A 17,884-nucleotide genomic window follows, 5' to 3' on the forward strand; every position below is an offset into this window, starting at 1 on the left:
AATCTCGTCCGTCTACTTCGTATCGAAGGTGCGCACCCCGTCCCAGCCCCTGCCGGGCGGCGAACGGCGATAGTGTCCGATCTGCTCCGCGTAGGAGCCATACAGCACGCACCCCGGGTCCATGCGCTGCAGGTTGAACAGTGTCAGTTCAGCCTGATCCCACTCCTGATTCCTGAACTGGCGCAGCGCCTGATTCCACAACTTAAGCTCTTCCAGCCGCGCGCGATCGAAATCGGCTTCCATCGCCAGCGGCTCGTAGACCGATACCGGCTCGTCCTTGCCCTTCACCCGCACGCGATCCACCTCGCGGAACACGACGCCCTTGACGGCGCGCCGAGTTTCATCGCCGACGAGAATGCCCACGCCATACTGTTTGGTCAGTCCTTCGAGGCGTGACGCCAGATTGACCGCGTCGCCCATCACAGTATAGGCCTTGCGTACCGGCGACCCCATGTCGCCGACGGTGACCGTGCCGGTGTTCACACCGATGCCTATCTTCAGCTCCGGCCAGCCGCGAGCGGTCAGGTGACTGTTCAGTTCGGCCAGTCTCGACTGCATCTGCAACGCGGCCGTCACCCCGTGGATCGCGTGCGCCGGATCGTCCACCGGCGCCCCCCAGAAGGCCATGATCGCGTCGCCGATATACTTGTCGAGCGTACCGCGCTGATCCTGAATGACGAAAGTCATAGCACCCAGGTATTCGTTCATGAGCTGCGTCAATTGCTTCGGTTCCAGCCCTTCCGAAATGCTGGTGAAGCCGCGGATGTCGGAAAACAGTATGGTCAGTTCGGCGTTGCGACCTTCCATGCTGTAGTGCTCGGGGTTGCGGCTCATTTCCTCGACCAGTTCGGGCGGCACGTACTGGCCGAACATGCGTGCGAACTGCCGCTTCGAGCGCGATTCGAAGAAGTAGCCGTAAGACATGTTGAGCGCGTACAGCCCGACCACCAGCAGCAGGCTGGCCGCGATCGGCAGCACGAAGTCGGCGAACTGCCAGAACGCGAAGTTCATGCCCAGCAGCAGCAGCAGCATGCCCGCCGACAGCAGCGTGGCATTCATCGGGGACATGCGCGGCAGCGCCCACAGCAGCAGGCCGCCGACCAGCAGCAGCACGACCACGTCGAATCCGGTCACGTACTGCGGTCGATGCTTGATATGGCCGTCCAGCATGCCCGCGATCAGGTTGGCGTGGATTTCCACACCCGGATAGGTGCTGCCGACCGGTGTCGCCCGCAGGTCGAGCAGGCCGGGCGCGGTCGTGCCCAGCAGGGCGACACGCCCCTTCAGCGCGTCGACCGGCGTGCGTCCGGCCAGCACATCCGCAAGCGAGTAGTAAGCGAAACTGCCCTGCGGACCGCGATAGGGAATCAGCGCGGCGACGTTCTCGTCCACCGGCAGACGCAAGGTTCCGCGCGCCGACTGCAGTTCCAGCCATTCCAGCCCGGCGTAGTCACGGGCACTCACCCCGAACAGCCCGCCCTCGGCGTAGCCTGGCACCAGCTTCGGACTGCCCAGCAGGGTGCGCACGACCGCCAGCGACAACGATTCGTAGTAGGCGCCCTTGTACTCGACCAGCATCGGCACGCGGCGGTTGAGACCGTCGAAATCGGGCAGCGGATTGAAATGACCGGCGCCGAGTGCCGACGCCTGGAACAGCGGCAGATTGGCACCGAAGCTGTTGAAACTGGCAAACGCGATGTTGCGGCCACGGAAAGTCCCGGCCGGCAGCACCGGGTCGGGCAGCGCACCGGTGCTCAGTCCGTCGCCCCGATCGCTGAAGTAGTAGCCCAGCAGCACCGGGCGGTTCTGCAGCGACGCGGCGAAGCGCTTGTCGTAATCGAGTTGTGGTCGCAGCCCGTCCAGCGCGGCGCGGAAGCCCTCGTTGTCGGCGAGCGGTCCGGCGGCCAGGCCTTCGAGCATGGGCAGACCGGAACTGGTATCGGGCTCGGCGAACACCACGTCGATACCCAGCAGCATCACGCCGTAGTGGTCGAACAGCTTGTCCATCAATGTCGCCAGGCGCTCCCGCCCCCAGGGCCAGCGGCCGACTTCGGCCAGCGAGCGCTCGTCGATGTCGAGGATGACCACCCTGTCGTCGCGCGTGCGCGGCATGGTCAGCGACAGCTTGGTGTCGTAGGCGATGTGGTCCAGATTGCCGAGAACCGGTATCTGGTAGAAGCGGGCGGCATGCCCGAGCAGCACGAGCATCAGCAGCAGGCCGATGCCGTACTTCAGCACGTGCTGATTCACCGTGCCGCCCCGGCGGGGGGCGAGCGATCAGGGGCCGGCCGGCAGGTCGCCGACCGGTCAGCGCGATGCGCAGGACGGAGCAACATGAGCGAGGCGTGCCGGCTCAGCGCTTGATGAAGAACTCCATCTTGACGCCCGCAATCTCGATTACGTCGTGATCGCTCAGCGGGTGCGCCTGGGCGTCGAGCTGGCTGCCATTGACCACCGGGAAGTTGGCGCCCTCGACATGGGTGATGAAGTAGCCCTGCGGCCGCCGCGTGATCACCGCGACCTGCAGACCCGGCTTGCCGAGCGTCGTCAGCGTCTTCGTCAGTTCCAGTTCGCGTCCGGCGTTGGCGCCGTTGAGGATCTGGATGGCGCCGATCTGGTTCGGCGGTGCGGCGGGCGCCGCCGGCTGCGGCGGCGCGATCGGCGCTGGCGGCGGCATGCCACCGCCCATCGAAGTACCCGCCGGCACCGACGCGCCAGCGCGGAATCCGGCCTGCGTCTCGGTCGCCGAGCGCATCGGCACCACCGGCGGCGCGGTCGGCGCCTCTGCCGGCGGCTTGCGCATCATGTCCGGGCGCAGGACCATGGTCTTCTCGAAGTCAGGCGCCGGCGCCTGCGCAGGCGTGTCGTTGATGTACTTCAGGCGGTACTTGCCCAGTTCCACCACGTCGTTGTTCTGCAGGAAGTGCTTCTTGATCGGCTGACCGTTTACATAGGTGCCGTTGGTGCTGTTCAGATCCTCGAGAAAGGAATCGTTGAGGATGGTGACGATGACCGCGTGCTCACCGCTGATCGCGAGATTGTCGATCTGGATGTCGTTGTGCGGCTTGCGCCCGATGGTCGTCCGCTCCTTGGCGAGCGGCAGCTCCTTGAGGACCAGACCATCCATGCTGAGTATGAGTTTTGCCATTTTCCAGTCCTTTACTTCAACCATGCGAGCAGTCGCGCAAGCCAGCCGCGCCGGGCAACCGGGAAAGGCTGCAGTACCTTGACCAGTATCACCGAAACGTTGTCGCGCCCGCCATTGTCGTTCGCCATCTGCACCAGCTGTTCGGCGGCCAGATCGAGATTGGCCGACAGCGCCTTCAGCGTCAGTTCGATGTCCTCGTTCTCGACCATGTCGTTCAGACCGTCTGAACAGAACAGGTAGACATCGCCGGTCTCGACCTCGTAGGTATGGATTTCCGGTTCGACCACCGGATCGACACCCAGCGCCCGTGTCACGAGGTTCTTGTTCTGCGAGCGTCTGGCGTCTTCTTCCGTAATCATGCCGCTGTCGATTTGCTCCTGCAACAGCGAATGATCGCGGGTAACGCACTCGAAAACGTCGCCGCGAAGCCGGTACATGCGCGAATCGCCGATATGCGCAACGGATATGTGGTTATCGCGGAACACCGCCATCACCAGCGTGGTGCCCATGCCGGAATACTGCGGCTGACTTTCGGCCGCGCGGTAGATCGACTCGTTGGCGTGGCCGATCACCGTTTCCAGCAGTTCGGATATCGATTTGCGCCCCTCGATGAGGCCCTGTTCGAGTTCGGTGCTGATCACCGCGGTGGCCATGCCGCTCGCCACTTCGCCGGCGTTGTAACCACCCATGCCGTCGGCGAGCACCGCTACGCCGATCGCGGGGTGGATGGCGACGGCATCTTCGTTGTGCGTCCGCACCATGCCGGAATCGGAGCGGCTGACCATCTGCAGTGAAGGGCTGAGATCCTGATTCATGTCAGATGCTGAAGTCGACCTGTGAGAGGGATTGGGTGAGATTGCCGGCGCAGGTGCGCAGGTCGGCCGCCATGTCGTTGCCGGACTGGTAACGGGCGTCCGCATCCTTGGCCAGCGCGCGGTCGATGATGGCGGACAGGCAGTCCGGCACGTCCGGCCGCAGGTCGCGGATGTCCGGGTGCTGTTCGTTGGCGATGCGGAACATCAGCTGCGCCATCGAATCCCCTTCGAAGGGCAGCTTGCCGCAGACCATCTGGAACAGCATCACACCGAGCGAGAAAAGATCGGAACGGCCGTCTATCTTCTTGCCGGCCAGCTGTTCGGGCGACATGTAGGACGGCGTGCCGAGCACCATGCCGGTCTTGGTGCGCGACGAGTCGGTGATGCGTGCGATGCCGAAATCGGTCACCTTGACCTGATCCGATTCGGCTTCGTACATGATGTTGGCCGGCTTGACGTCGCGGTGCACCACGTTGTTGCCGTGCGCGTAGGCGAGCGCGTCAGCCACCCGGGCGGCGATGTCCATCACCTTGGGCAGCGGCATCAGGTGGCCCGGCTTGGTCTGCGGCACCAGGTCGCGTCCCTTCAGGAACTCCATCGCGATGTAGGCGAGGTCATGCTCCTCGCCGGCATCGAAGATGGTGACGATGTTCGGGTGGTTCAGACGGCCGGCCGTCTCCGCCTCGCGGAAGAAGCGCTCCTTCACGTCGGCCAGTTCTTCCTCGTCGAATTCCTGCGACAGCGCCATGGTCTTGATCGCGACCACGCGATTGATCTTGGGGTCGCGGCCGAGATAGACCACGCCCATCGCGCCCTTGCCCAGTTCCTTCTCGACCTGGTAGCGGCCCAGCATCGGTTTCTCGACGGTGCCGTCCTCGAGGATGCTGGTATTGGTGCGCCCGCCGCCGCTGCCACCCAGCATGACGGTTTCCGACATCGCCTTGGCACGCTTGACCCGGGTTTCCAGGTCCTTGAACTTCGGATTGAAGTCGGCCATGTGGCGGAACACCGATTCCGCCTTGTTGAACTGACGCTTGCGCTCGAAATCGAGGGCCAGGTTGTACAGGTTTTCCATCACCGCGTCGGACAGCGGCACCTGGCGGAACTTGTCCCAGGCCATGTCGAGCTGGCCCTGCCCCTGGAAAGCCAGCGCCAGCATGCGGTTGGATTCGGCCGACTGCTCGTCCGACTTCACCTTGCCGCGCTCGGTCACCAGGAAGCGCTTGGTCGTCAGCAGCAGGTGACCGACCAGCAGCAGCGTCGCCGGCAGCATCAGTTGCAGCCACATCAGCTGGCCGGTCATCAGCACGAAGTGGGTGGCCAGCAGCGCGACGAACAGCGCCGCCGTGACGCCGGCGCCCAGCCCGGCCTTCAATCGCGGCAGCAGCACGATCAGATAGAGAGCGATCAGCAGGAACACGCCGAACTCGGCCGCCCAGGCCCACGACGGCGACACGAAGAAGTGCTCCTGCAGGATGCTGGACAGGCCGTGTGCCATCACCTCGACCGAGGACATGGCCGGCGACACCGGTGTCGCGTAGAAATTGCCGATGCCGGGCGCGGTCTGGCCGATCAGCACGATTCTGTCGCGGTACTTGTCGAGCGGAATCTTGCCGCTCATCACGTCGAAGAAGGAATCGACCGGGAAAGGCGGCTTGCCGCCCTCACCCTGGTAATAGAAGCTGTACATGCCGAGGCCGGGGTCGGTGGCGACCTTCAGTCGTCCGAGCGTGACCGATTCGCCGAGCTTCACGCGGATGTCGTCCACGCCGAGGTTCAGGCTTTTCGCCGCAATCAGCAGCGGCAGCGACGGATAGAGCTGATCGAAGTGCGTCATTACCAGCGGCTGGAGCCGCAGCCCGCCATCGCGATCGATGGACGGATTCAGATGGCCCACCGCAGCCGCCACCTTGCCCAGCGGCTCGATCACGCCGGCCGACACGTCCAGAGTGAGCGGCGGCAGCGGCTCGCTGCCTTCGACATTCTTCAACGCCATCAGGCGCACGAATTCGGGCAGCGGTTTGTCCGGCCGGCCCTGCGGCTCGCCGTCGAGGAAGAGCATGGGCAGCGCCACGTTGCCGGCCCTGGCCACGCTTTCGGCAAGTTGCCGGTCGGTGTTCAGCGCCGCCTCGGCTTCGCGCAGCACGGCAGAGAAGGCATCCAGCGATTCAGCGGCGGGCGGCAGCTGCTCACCCTCGGCCGGCGGTATCGCGGCAGCAGAGCGCACCTGCGATTCGATGGCCAGCAGCTTGTTGATATAGGCCAGACCGGGGTCGATCTGCGGTTCGGCAAAGAAGATGGTGGTGCCGACCACCTTGGACTGCGCCTGCGCCAGCTTGTCGATCATGCGCGCATGCACGTCGCGCGGCCACGGCCAGCGGCCGATGTTGTCGATGCTCTGCTGGTCGATCGCGATGATGGCGATGCGTGGGCTGGGCGTGCGGTCTGTCGCGCTGACACCCACGTCGTAGGCCTTGCGCTCGAGACTCTGGATCAGGTCGGACTGGGCGGAGAACAGGAAAAGCAGGCTGATGACGACGCCAAGGAACCAGTCGGTCTTCCAGATAGCGGCCTTGGTCACGCTCACCCCCGCAAAGTTGTCGCGCCCCCGGAGACGGGTGACGGTGCCTGTCGGCTTGTTGTGTATGCCATCCGCTCTCGCGTCGGCGAACTCACGCGGAAAAACAGACGCCTGTCACATATTCTTGCAGTTCAGCCTCAACACAGTCAAACGACGGTTCGCGCGACGCGGTGGAATTTCACGCTTGCCGTGCCGAATCCGCTGCGCCGCGGAAATCAGGCGGGAAAATCAGTAGGGAAGATCGCGCCCGAGACCGGCCGTACGGGCTTTGTCGACCACGCGCGCGGCAAGCACCAGATCCTGTATCGCCATGCCCTGGGATTCGAACAGCGTGATGTCGGCTGCGCTGCGTCGCCCCGGCCGCATGCCGACCAGCAGTTCGCCCAGTTCGGTCATGCCGTACTCACTCAGGCGACCTTTCTCCAGCGCCGGCAGCAGGTCGCCGGATTCCCGCAAGGCGGTCGCGCGCGCATCGACCGCGATCACGGCGGCACGGCGTATCGTGGCTTCATCGATTTCGCGGCGGATCAGCGCATTCGATCCGGCCGCCGTGACGTGCGTGCCTTCGCCGAGCCAGCGGCCGTCGAACAGCGGATCGGTCGCGGTGGTGATGGTGACCACCACGTCGGCACTGCGCACGGCCGATTCGATGTCGTCGGCCGGCACGATGTCCCGCCCGAGCCGCTGCGACTGTTCGGCGCAGAAGGCTTCGAGCTTGTCGCGCTTGCGCGCCACCACCTGCACGCGTTCGATGTTGCGCACCGCGCACAGCGCCTCGATCTGGCTGCGTGCCTGCCAGCCGGCACCGAACACCACCGCGCTGCGCGCCTCTTCGCGCGACAGCACGCGCGCAGCCAGCCCGCCGGTTGCACCGGTGCGCATCATGCCGAGGTAGTCGGCTTCCAGCACGGCCAGCGGCCGGCCGTTGGCGACATCGAACAGATGCACCCAGAAGCGCGCACCCTCGCGGCTGGTCGTATAGCTCTTGTAGCCCATCACGCCGAGCGGCAGCACCGCACCGTGCAGGATGTGCAGCGCCGACGTCGGCGTGCGGCTGCGCGCGCGCGGCGTATCGATGGCCTCGCCGGCGGCGTGCCAGCGATGCGCGTCCTCGACCGCGACGAGGGCGTCCTGCAGGGTCAGCAGCTGCCGAACGTCGTCCTCGGTGAGGTAGAGGCTCACGGCTCGCGCGCGATCACTGGATGGGGAAATCGACCGGCTTCTGGCGCGAGGCGATGATCTTGCCGACCGCCAGCACCAGCAGCGCACCGACGATGCCGGCACCGTAGCGCACCATGGCCGACGCCTCCGGCTTGTCGACCGTGCTGGCCGCGTCGAGCGGCACGTAGGGCAGGATCGCCGGATCGGTCACCGCCATCGTGCCGGCAATCCAGCCGAGCAGCATGGCACCCAGCGTGACGATGAAGGGATAGCGCGTCATCAGGCCGAGCACCAGCTGGCTGCCCCAGACGATGATGGGGATGGACACCAGCAGACCGAAGATGACCAGCGGCAGCTGATGATCACCGCCCGCGCCCTCGGCAGCGCCGGCGATCGCGATCACGTTGTCCACGCTCATCACCAGATCGGCGACGATGACCGTCTTCACCGCGCCCCACAGCTTGTCGCTGGGCTTGATGTTGGCGTGCTCGTCCTCGTCCTCGGGCATCAGCAGCTTGATGCCGATCCACAGCAGCAGCAACGCGCCGACCAGTTTCAGGTAAGGCACCTTGAGCAGGGTCAGCGCGAACATGATGAGGATCACGCGCAGGAACACCGCACCGGCCGTACCCCACATGATGCCCAGCCTGCGCTGCGCCGGCGGAAGCTTGCGGCAGGCGAGCGCGATCACGACCGCGTTGTCGCCGCCTAGCAGGATGTCGATCATGATGATCTGGCCAACAGCAAGCCAGAATTCGGGAGAAGAGAAATCCATCGTGTTGCGCCCGGAATGCGAAAGCGCGGATTCTACCGACAGAGCTTCATGACGGGCACAAATGAAAAGGGCCACCGCTTGCGCGATGGCCCTGTGCACTGCAACAACAACTCAGTGCTTCAGGATCAGAGCAGACCCTTGAGCAGCTTGCCCATTTCCGACGGATTGCGCGTCACCGTGAAGCCACACTCTTCCATGATGGCGAGCTTGGCGTCGGCGGTGTCGGCCCCACCCGAGATCAGCGCACCGGCGTGACCCATGCGCTTGCCCGGAGGCGCGGTGACGCCGGCGATGAAGCCGACGATGGGCTTCTTCATGTTGGCCTTGCACCACTGCGCCGCTTCGGCTTCGTCCGGACCGCCGATCTCGCCGATCATGATCACCGCGTCGGTGTCCGGATCGTCGTTGAACATGCGCATTACGTCGATGTGCTTCAGACCGTTGATCGGGTCGCCACCGATGCCCACCGCGCTCGACTGGCCGAGGCCGATCTCGCTCAGTTGGCCGACCGCTTCGTAGGTCAGCGTGCCAGAGCGGCTGACCACGCCGATGCGGCCCTTCTTGTGGATATGGCCCGGCATGATGCCGATCTTGATTTCGTCCGGCGTGATCAGGCCCGGGCAGTTCGGTCCCAGCAGCAGCGTCTTCTTGCCGCCGGCCGCTTCCTTGGCCTTCATCTTGTTGCGCACCATCAGCATGTCGCGCACCGGAATACCTTCGGTGATGCAGATGACCAGGTCAAGGTCGGCTTCGACCGCTTCCCAGATCGCTGCAGCTGCGCCCGGGGGCGGCACGTAGATGACCGACACGGTGGCGCCGGTGGCGGCCTTCGCCTCAGCCACGGTGGCGTGGATGGGGATGCCTTCGAAGTCCTCACCGGCCTTCTTCGGATTCACGCCGGCGACGAAACAGTTCGCGCCATTGGCGTAGTCGCGGCACATGCGGGTGTGGAACTGGCCGGTCTTCCCGGTGATGCCCTGGGTGATGACCTTGGTGTCCTTATTGATCAGAATCGACATATCTGGTTCTCCCCCTCAGTGTCCGGCCACGGCGGCAACGATCTTCTGTGCCGCATCCGCCATGCTGTCGGCCGAAATGATGGGCAGACCCGAGTCCGCCAGAATCTGCTTGCCCAGTTCCTCGTTGGTGCCCTTCATGCGCACCACCAGCGGCACCGTCAGGTGCACTTCGCGCGCCGCGGCGACGACGCCGGTCGCGATGGTGTCGCAGCGCATGATGCCGCCGAAGATGTTCACCAGAATGCCGCGCACGTTCGGGTTGCGCAGCATGATCTTGAACGCCTCGGTCACCTTTTCTGTGGTGGCACCGCCACCCACGTCGAGGAAGTTCGCCGGCTCGGCGCCGTACAGCTTGATCACGTCCATGGTAGCCATGGCCAGACCGGCACCGTTCACCAGGCAGCCGATGTTGCCGTCCAGCGACACATAGCTGAGGTCGAACTTCGAGGCCTCAATCTCGGCCGCGTCCTCTTCGTCGAGGTCGCGGAAGGCCACGATGTCTTCATGACGGTAGAGCGCGTTCGAATCGAAGTTGAACTTGGCGTCCAGCGCCTTGATGTTGCCGTTGCCCTCGAGAATCAGCGGATTGATCTCCGCCAGCGAGGCGTCGGTTTCCATGTAGCAGGTGTACAGCTTCTTGAAGGTGTCGATCGCCTGCGCCTGCGACGCGGCGGGAACGCCGATGCCGTCGGCCAGTTCCTTGCCCTGCGCGTCGGTCATGCCGACCAGCGGGTCGATGAACACCTTGATGATCTTTTCCGGGGTGTTGTGGGCGACTTCCTCGATGTCCATGCCGCCTTCCGACGAGGCCATCATCGCCACCTTCTGCGTCGCGCGATCGGTCAGCGCGGCGACGTAGTATTCCTTCTTGATGTCGGCGCCTTCCTCGATCAGCAGGCGGCGGACTTTCTGGCCTTCCGGGCCGGTCTGGTGCGTGACCAGCTGCATGCCCATGATCTGCTTCGCGAATTCGCGCACTTCATCGAGCGACTTCGCCACCTTGACGCCGCCGCCCTTGCCACGGCCACCGGCGTGGATCTGCGCCTTGACCACCCAGACCTTGCCGCCCAGCGATTCCGCTGCGGCCACAGCCTGGTCAACCTCGAAAACCGGTACTCCGCGCGGCGTGACCACACCGAAACGGCGCAATACCTCCTTCGCCTGATACTCATGGATCTTCATGCGTATTCCTCGCCTTGTTGTCTGCACAGGATGGTGAAACGCCCGCTTCGGGTTGTAGCCCTCACGAGTCTTGTTGCGCATCGCGACGCCGGTTGGCGGTCGATACCCGCATTCCGGCGTGCGGGCCGGACCACGTAATCCATAATTATACAGAGCATCGCTGCACTGCAGCGAAACAATTCAGTCGAGCGCGGGAGCGATATCGACGAGCAGCCGCCCGACGCCGGCAACCTCGGCGCTGACATGATCGCCGGGCAGAAGCGCTGACACGCCGGCCGGCGTACCGGTGAACAGCAGATCGCCGGCACGCAGTTCGATCAGGCGGGAAAGGCGTTCGATCAGCGTCTCGGCGTCGAGGATCATGTCGGACAGGTCGCCCCGCTGACGCACCTGCCCATTCACCGACAGTTCGATCGCTCCGCTGCGCGGATGCCCGCAGACGCTGGCCGGCACCAGTTCGGATACCGGCGCACTGGAATCGAAACCCTTGCCCATGTCCCAGGGCTGCCCCTTGTCACGCGCCGCGCGCTGCAGATCGCGGCGCGTCAGGTCGAGGCCAACGCCATAACCGTAAATGCAGGCGCGCGCCTGCGCGGCGTCGAGATTGCGGCCGCCCGCATGCAGCGCGACCACCAGTTCGACCTCGTGCTGCAGGTCGGACGTCGCCGGCGGATAGGGCACCGATGCCGGCGCGCAAACCAGTGCGTCAGCCGGCTTGGAGAAGAAGAAGGGCTGCTCCAGGGACGGGTCATGGCCCATCTCGCGCGCGTGGTCGGCGTAATTGCGCCCCACGCAGTAGATACGCCGCACCGGGAAACGCGTCGCGGAACCACGGATCGGCAAGGCGGGCTGGGAAAGTTCGAACAACATCGGCGGCATGCGGACTCCTGCAGAACTGTCGTGACACACAATTTTGCCTCTTCCCGCATCGCCTTGTCTGGCGCGGCTCACGAAAGCACGCGCCACTAAAGTAAAGTTTCCCCTCGGCTTGCCGAAAAACACACATGAACACGGATCGCCACCTGGATTCCGGCACGGAGTTTCTTCAATTGCATACGCCCATCACTGCGCTCGCACGCACACGGTCGCGGCTGCGCCCGACCTTGCTCGCGGCCGCGCTGCTGGCGGTCGGTCTCCACGCACCGCACGCACTGGCGCTCGGGCTCGGGGCGATCAAGGCGCGTTCGGCGATCGGCGAGCCCTTCCGTGCAGAGATCGCGTTGCTGGGCAGCGGCGACGACGTGCCGGCAAGCAGTTGTTTCTCGGTCGACATCCCGCCCTCGGCGGGCGCGGACGACCTGCCCTGGCTCACCGCCGGACGCATTCGTACGCAAGGTCGTACCGTTTTCATCAGCAGCGGCACGCCGGTCAACGAGCCCATCCTGATGGTCGGCGTCCGCATCGGCTGCGGCCACGAAGTGGTCCGCGAGTACACCGTGTTGATGCAGCCGATCACTGCAACCACACCGGACAGCCCCCCGACCGAAGCCCCTGTGCCGCGTGAGCGCGCCCGGCCGGTCGCTGCGCCCGCCACCGACACAGCGCCGGCGACGGCGGGTGAGGTCGAGCCGGCGCCGGCCAAGCCGCGCGCCGCGCGCAAACCGCGCCGTACCGACGCTGCGCCGCCGACCGGCGATCGCCTCTTCGTTGCCCCGGGTCTGGATTCAGGCAACGGTCTGAAGATGTCGGGTGGAATGGCGGCGCGGCCGGAAGCCACTGAAGCCCAGCGCGAAGCACTGCGTACCGAACAGAAACTGCTCGCCGCACTGGACGAGCAGATCGCCACTCATCTGGCGATCGCCGACAAGGTGAAGCAGCTCGAGGCGCGGCTGGAAGCGCTGCAGAAGCAGCTCGACCGCAGCAGCGGCACGCTCGACGCAGCCCGCGCGCCGGTGGCACAGCCCGCCGAAACGCCGCCCGTGCCGGCGGTGACGGCCGAAGCGCCCGTCGACAGCGCCCCGCCGGTCATCGAACAGCCCGTCGAGGTCGAGGAGGAGGCGGCAAGCGAGACGCCACCGCCGCCGGCCGGCCTGACCAACGAGCCGGTCAAGGTGATCACCAAGCTGCCGCCGGACGCTCCGGCCGACGCGGAACCTGTTGCGCCCGGCATGAACTGGATGGTCGCCGGTCTGGGCCTGTTCGCTGCCGGCGCCGTACTTGGCGGAGGCTGGCTGTGGCGCCGCCGCGCCCAGGCCGTCGCCGAAGCCAGCGCCCGCCGCCAGCGCGAGATCGAAGCCAGTCTCGCCAACACCGCGCCACTGCGCCGGCGCGATCAGCGGGCCGCCGACACCGAGTACTCGCAGGGCGGTGCGGACGCGCCACCGGTTTTCGCCGACATTCCCGCACCGAACTGGGCGCGCCCGTCACTCGCCGATGACACACCGGCCGACCAGCGCACCACGCCGGCGATGGCACAGGCGATGGTGTCGTCCATCGGTTACTTCCCGGGCGAAGCGCCGGCCGAACACATGGACGACATGCGGATCGACGACGGGACGAGCGACGCCGACGCGACGGCGCAAGTCGCCGAGCAGGATCCGCTGTCGGTGGTCGATCGATCCAGCGTCGACTTCGAACTGGCCCCCGACGCAGTGACCGAAGATCGCAAACCCGCGCGCCTGGACCTCGAGTTCGACACCTTCGTTGGCTCGGCCAGCAGCACAGGCAGCAGCGAAAGCGCCGTCCCGGCCGCGAGCGGTCCTCGCCTGGTCAGCAGCAACACCGGCATCCCGCCGAGCAGTACGCTGAACATTGACCAGAGTGCCCCGCCGGCCAACGAGGAGGCGCCGCCGTCGCACGAGCACGTTCTCGAGCTGGCCGAGATCATGATGTCGTTCGGCCGCTCCGAAGGTGCGGCGCAGACCCTGTCCGAATTCCTGCGCGACTACCCGAAAGAGTCGCTGATTCCGTGGCTCAAGCTGCTCGACCTCTATCACAAGGGCGGGCGGCGCGGCGAGTACGACGATCTGGCGCCCAAGCTGAACCGCGCATTCAACGTGAAAGTGCCGGACTGGGAGCATTTCAGCGGCCCGATCACCTCGGAATCAGTCGAACAGTTCACCCACATCATGGCGCGCGTGAGCGCCACATGGCCGAACCAGGACTGTCTGGACTACCTGACCGAACTGCTGCGCGACAACCGCGCCGGCACCCGCGTCGGCTTCCCTCTCGGCGTGATCGACGACATCCTGCTGCTGAAGAGCATGCTGGAGTGGCTGATCGCAAATCCGCCGGTCACCAACACCAGCGCATCCCGCCTCGCACTGCTCTAGGCTCTGTTCCCGCCCGGTTCTTACGTCAAGCGGGATTGTCGATGTCGACGAAAGCCACCTCGAGTCCGCAGGCCTGCGCAAGATGCTCGCCCAGCGCCTGCACGCCGTAGCGCTCGGTCGCGTGATGGCCTGCAGCAATGTAGGGCACACCGGATTCGCGCGCCGTATGCGTCGTCTGTTCCGAAATCTCGCCTGACAGGTAGAGGTCGGCCCCCGCGTCGATCGCCTGTTCGAACATGCCCTGCGCGCCGCCGGTGCACCAGGCGATCCGCCGCACCGTGCGCTGGGCGTCGCCGACCAGCAGCGGCGCACGGCCAAGCGCCACGCCGAAACGTTCAGCCAGCTCACCTGCGCTGGCTGGCACGGCGGGCTCGCCTATCCACAGCAGCCCCTGGTCGCCCACGACGGCGGTCGCCGTCAGGCCCAGCACGCGCCCGAGCTGAGCGTTGTTGCCCAGTTCGGGGTGCGCGTCCAGCGGCAGGTGGTATGCGAAAAGATTGATGTCGTGCGCCAGCAGCCGGGCAATGCGCGCGCGCCGCATGCCGGTGATGCGACCATCCTCGCCGCGCCAGAACCAGCCGTGATGCACGAGGATGGCCTGCGCGCCACGCTCGATGGCAGCGTCGATCAGCGCCAGGCTGGCAGTGACGCCACAGACCACCCGGGTGACCTCCCCCGAACCTTCCACTTGCAGGCCGTTTGGGCAATAATCCTTGAAGCGCGCGGCTTCCAGCAGGTCATCCAGATGTCGTTGCAGCTGCGTCCTGTCCATTCTTCCCCCGTTTCTGGTTGCCGAATTATGCAGCGTCTGTGGCTGGTCTTTGCTCAATCGGTCACTGCCGCCCTGGCCGTGCTCTTCGTCGTCGCGACATTGAAACCGGAATGGTTGCCGAGCCGTTCGACACCCGCGCCGAACAGCGGGCCGGCAGCGCCTGCGATCAGCACGCTGCTGCCCGAACCGCCCCCGGTGACGACCCGCATCGAAGCCGCGAAAGTCGTGAGCTACGCCGACGCCGCGCAGAAAGCGCTGCCCTCGGTGGTGCACATCTTCACCACCAAGGCGGTGCGCACACCGCAGCATCCGCTGATGAACGATCCGGTGTTCCGTCACTTCTTCGGCGACCGCCTGGGTAGCCAGCCGCAGCGTCAGATGGGACTGGGTTCCGGCGTCATCGTCAGCGAGGACGGTGTCGTGCTGACCAATAACCATGTGGTCGAAGCGGCCGACGAAATCGAGGTGTCGTTGAACGACGGCGGCAAGTACCCCGCGACGCTGATCGGCAGCGACCCCGAATCCGACCTCGCCGTTCTGCGCGTCAAGGCACCGACCAAGCTGCCGGCTGCCAGCTTCGGCGACAACGACGCGCTGCGCATCGGCGACGTCGTACTGGCCATCGGCAATCCTTTCGACGTCGGCCAGACCGTCACCATGGGCATCGTGTCTGCGCTCGGCCGCTCACAGCTCGGCATCAACACCTTCGAGAACTTCATCCAGACCGACGCCGCCATCAACCCTGGCAACTCGGGTGGTGCGCTGATCGACGCCAACGGCAATCTGGTCGGCATCAACACCGCCATCTACTCGCGCAGCGGCGGCTCGCTCGGCATCGGCTTCGCAATACCGGTCAGCACCGCGCGCAGCGTGATGGAACAGATCGTCGCCAGCGGGTCGGTCACCCGCGGCTGGGTCGGTGTAGAGGTGCAGGAACTGACGCCCGAACTGGCCGAAAGCTTCAAGTATCCGATGAGCGGCGGCGCGCTGATCGCCGGCGTCATGCGCGGCAGCCCGGCTGACCGCGGCGGCGTGCGTCCCGGTGACGTGCTGCTCGAAGTCGATGGCAAGAAGGTGAAGGACGCCAGCGGCATGCTGCAGCTGATCGCCGCACTGGTGCCGGGCCAGCAGGCGACGCTTAAAGTCTATCGCAGCGGCGGCGAACGCGACGTCGTCGTCAATGTCGGCAAGCGCCCGATCAACGGCGTCGCCGCGAAGAACCGCGAGTAAGGGTCAGGCGAAAGGTCAGGCCGCCGCGTCCCGCTCGTCGTCGCGGGCCGGCGAGCGGCCGGTGAAGCGCGCCACCACGATCCCGAGTTCGTACAGTACGCACAGCGGAATGGCCAGCATCAGCTGCGACACCACGTCCGGTGGCGTGACGACCGCGGCCACCACGAAGGCGCCGACGATCACGTAAGGACGCGCCTCCTTCAGCTTTTCGATACTGACGATGCCGAAGCGCACCAGTACGATCACGACTACCGGCACCTCGAAGGTGACGCCGAAGGCGGTGAACATGGTGAGCACGAAGCTGAGGTACTGCTCGATGTCCGGCGCCGGCGTGATGCTCTTTGGCGCGAACTCCGAAATGAAGTGGAACACCGTCTTGAACACGAAGAAGTAGCAGAAGGCCATGCCCGCGAGGAAGAGCAGCGTGCTGGCGACGATCAGCGGCAACCCGAGCCGCTTCTCGTGCGCATACAGGCCAGGCGCCACGAAGGCCCACGCCTGGTAGAGCACCACCGGCAGGGCGATCAGGAAAGCCACCATCATGGTCACCTTGACCGGCACGAAGAAGGGCGTGACGACGCCGGTGGCAATCATCTTCGTACCCTCCGGCAACGCGATCATCAGCGGGCGCGCGAGCAGGTCATAGATGTCGCCGGCCCAGGGCATCAGGCAGATGAACACGATGACAATGGCCGCAACCGCACGCAGCAGCCGGTCACGCAGTTCAACCAGATGGGAGATGAAACTTTCGGTCTGCTCGCTCATGTCTTGTCGGACGACACCGGTTTGGCTTCCGGCGGCGGAATATCAAGGGAGAGCTGGCCGGAAACAGGCTCAGGCGCGGGAACGGCTGCCGGTGCCGGCTCGGCGTTCTGCGCCGCCGTCTCGGCCTGCTCGATCGCCGCGTACTTTTCCTGTTCGGCCATCGCGGCGCGCATCTGGTCACTCAGGCCGTCGACCTCCTTGGCGACCGAACCGGTCGCCTCGTTGGCCTGACGCTCGACCTCTCGCACCTGCTGTTCGACCTGGGATTGCAGCTTGCGCAGTTCTTCGAGCTGCATTTCCTTCGAAATGTCCGCCTTCACGTCACTGACGTAGCGCTGCAGCCGGCCCAGCAGATGGCCGGCCGTACGGGCGACGCGCGGCAGGCGCTCGGGACCGAGCACGATCAGCGCCACGATGCCGATGATGAAAAATTCGGAGAAACCGATGTCGAACATGGGGACGTGGAAATGAGCCGGGCGGGCCGACAGCCCGCCCGGTGAATGAAGGAGCGGCCAACGGCCGCCGCGATCAGGACTTGACCTTCTCTTCCGCCTTCACGTCTATCGTGTGACCGACGCTCTGGGTCGGCTGGTCGGCCGGGGCGCTGCCTTCGGCGCCCTTCATGCCTTCCTTGAAGCCCTTGACCGCGCCGCCGAGATCGGAGCCGATGTTGCGCAGCTTCTTGGTGCCGAACACCAGAAGCACGATGACGAGCACGACGAGCCAGTGCCAGATGCTGAATGAACCCATGGGATTACCTCTCGGAAACGATCATGGGCGGCAGGGGATGGTCGCCGCCCAGAACATGCATGTGAAGATGATACACCTCCTGCCGACCCACCTTTCCGCAGTTGATGATGGTGCGGAAGCCCTCGTCAGCACCTGCCATACGGGCCAGTTCACCCGCCTTCGAGAGCATGCGGCCGAGGACGGCCTCGTGCGCTCCGTTGGCGTCGTACAGCGTGGCTACGTGCACCTTCGGGATGATCAGGAAATGCACCGGCGCCTGCGGGTTGATGTCGTGGAAGGCGTAGATCAGGTCGTCCTCGTACAGCTTGCGCGACGGGATCTTGCCTTCGATGATCTTGCAGAAGATGCAGTTGGGGTCGTGCATGGTGTCAGTCTGTCCGTGAGGTCGGGAGTTTCAAATACGTGTATTACCGT

Annotated in this window: 17 protein-coding genes; 2 read left to right on the plus strand and 15 right to left on the minus strand. The window is 65.2% G+C overall.

The genetic code is table 11. The annotated features are described in order from the left end of the window. Positions 1-12: 12 nt before the first annotated feature. From WJU27_RS11330 to WJU27_RS11370, 9 genes are all read right to left on the minus strand, one after another. Positions 13-2,250 carry a CHASE2 domain-containing protein gene (locus tag WJU27_RS11330; protein ID WP_341422178.1) on the minus strand — a complete coding sequence of 746 codons (2,238 nt, stop codon included), beginning with the start codon at positions 2,248-2,250 and terminating at the stop codon, positions 13-15. A gap of 103 nt (positions 2,251-2,353) precedes the next feature. Continuing rightward, positions 2,354-3,148 (minus strand): FHA domain-containing protein, encoded by a 795-nt coding sequence (locus WJU27_RS11335; protein ID WP_020163589.1) that lies wholly within the window; start codon positions 3,146-3,148, stop codon positions 2,354-2,356. 11 nt (positions 3,149-3,159) lie between these two features. Continuing rightward, positions 3,160-3,933, minus strand: coding sequence for a Stp1/IreP family PP2C-type Ser/Thr phosphatase (locus tag WJU27_RS11340; RefSeq protein ID WP_020163588.1), 774 nt, complete (start codon positions 3,931-3,933; stop codon positions 3,160-3,162). A 31-nt stretch (positions 3,934-3,964) separates the two neighbouring features. Further along, the gene (locus WJU27_RS11345; protein ID WP_341422179.1) at positions 3,965-6,550 is read right to left on the minus strand and encodes a CHASE2 domain-containing serine/threonine-protein kinase; all 2,586 of its coding nucleotides are present in this window, start codon (positions 6,548-6,550) and stop codon (positions 3,965-3,967) included. A 222-nt stretch (positions 6,551-6,772) separates the two neighbouring features. Further along, positions 6,773-7,726, minus strand: a complete 954-nt coding sequence (locus WJU27_RS11350; protein ID WP_341422180.1) for an ornithine cyclodeaminase family protein — start codon at positions 7,724-7,726, stop codon at positions 6,773-6,775. A gap of 13 nt (positions 7,727-7,739) precedes the next feature. Continuing rightward, complete coding sequence (locus WJU27_RS11355) at positions 7,740-8,480, minus strand: TerC family protein (protein WP_029143543.1); 741 nt, start codon at positions 8,478-8,480, stop codon at positions 7,740-7,742. Positions 8,481-8,605: 125 nt separating this feature from the next. After that, positions 8,606-9,499 carry a succinate--CoA ligase subunit alpha gene (sucD, locus tag WJU27_RS11360; protein WP_019919444.1) on the minus strand — a complete coding sequence of 298 codons (894 nt, stop codon included), beginning with the start codon at positions 9,497-9,499 and terminating at the stop codon, positions 8,606-8,608. A 15-nt stretch (positions 9,500-9,514) separates the two neighbouring features. Continuing rightward, a complete protein-coding gene (gene sucC / locus WJU27_RS11365) occupies positions 9,515-10,681 on the minus strand; it encodes an ADP-forming succinate--CoA ligase subunit beta (protein ID WP_019919445.1) in 1,167 nt (388 codons plus the stop codon). 180 nt (positions 10,682-10,861) lie between these two features. Next, positions 10,862-11,560 (minus strand): fumarylacetoacetate hydrolase family protein, encoded by a 699-nt coding sequence (locus WJU27_RS11370; RefSeq protein WP_341422181.1) that lies wholly within the window; start codon positions 11,558-11,560, stop codon positions 10,862-10,864. A 125-nt stretch (positions 11,561-11,685) separates the two neighbouring features. Here WJU27_RS11370 and WJU27_RS11375 point away from each other — a divergent pair, with 125 nt between their 5' ends. Continuing rightward, complete coding sequence (locus tag WJU27_RS11375; protein WP_341422182.1) at positions 11,686-13,953, plus strand: type IV pilus assembly protein FimV; 2,268 nt, start codon at positions 11,686-11,688, stop codon at positions 13,951-13,953. A gap of 25 nt (positions 13,954-13,978) precedes the next feature. Here the strand turns inward: WJU27_RS11375 and WJU27_RS11380 are convergent, their stop codons facing one another. Together WJU27_RS11380 and WJU27_RS11385 are read right to left on the minus strand one after the other, a co-directional pair. Continuing rightward, positions 13,979-14,725, minus strand: coding sequence for a Nif3-like dinuclear metal center hexameric protein (locus WJU27_RS11380; protein ID WP_341422183.1), 747 nt, complete (start codon positions 14,723-14,725; stop codon positions 13,979-13,981). A 53-nt stretch (positions 14,726-14,778) separates the two neighbouring features. Next, positions 14,779-14,934, minus strand: coding sequence for a hypothetical protein (locus tag WJU27_RS11385; RefSeq protein WP_341422184.1), 156 nt, complete (start codon positions 14,932-14,934; stop codon positions 14,779-14,781). On the opposite strand from WJU27_RS11385, the gene WJU27_RS11390 reads away from it, so the two are divergent. Beyond that, a complete protein-coding gene (locus tag WJU27_RS11390) occupies positions 14,921-15,955 on the plus strand; it encodes a Do family serine endopeptidase (RefSeq protein WP_341422185.1) in 1,035 nt (344 codons plus the stop codon). The two genes, WJU27_RS11385 and WJU27_RS11390, sit on opposite strands and share 14 nt — an antisense overlap. 15 nt (positions 15,956-15,970) lie before the next feature. Here WJU27_RS11390 and tatC read toward each other — a convergent pair whose 3' ends face one another. From tatC to WJU27_RS11410, 4 genes are all read right to left on the minus strand, one after another. Beyond that, positions 15,971-16,720, minus strand: coding sequence for a twin-arginine translocase subunit TatC (tatC, locus tag WJU27_RS11395; RefSeq protein WP_020163581.1), 750 nt, complete (start codon positions 16,718-16,720; stop codon positions 15,971-15,973). Then, positions 16,717-17,175 carry a Sec-independent protein translocase protein TatB gene (gene tatB, locus WJU27_RS11400; RefSeq protein ID WP_341422186.1) on the minus strand — a complete coding sequence of 153 codons (459 nt, stop codon included), beginning with the start codon at positions 17,173-17,175 and terminating at the stop codon, positions 16,717-16,719. The genes tatC and tatB overlap by 4 nt, the downstream gene beginning before the upstream one ends. Before the next feature lie 73 nt (positions 17,176-17,248). Further along, positions 17,249-17,470, minus strand: a complete 222-nt coding sequence (gene tatA, locus WJU27_RS11405) for a Sec-independent protein translocase subunit TatA (RefSeq protein WP_019919451.1) — start codon at positions 17,468-17,470, stop codon at positions 17,249-17,251. Between the two features lie 4 nt (positions 17,471-17,474). Beyond that, a complete protein-coding gene (locus tag WJU27_RS11410; protein WP_020163580.1) occupies positions 17,475-17,834 on the minus strand; it encodes a histidine triad nucleotide-binding protein in 360 nt (119 codons plus the stop codon). Between the last annotated feature and the right edge of the window lie 50 nt (positions 17,835-17,884).

Origin of the sequence: Methyloversatilis sp. NSM2 (genome assembly GCF_038066675.1) — a bacterium.
In the GTDB taxonomy this organism is placed as follows: domain Bacteria; phylum Pseudomonadota; class Gammaproteobacteria; order Burkholderiales; family Rhodocyclaceae; genus Methyloversatilis; species Methyloversatilis discipulorum_A.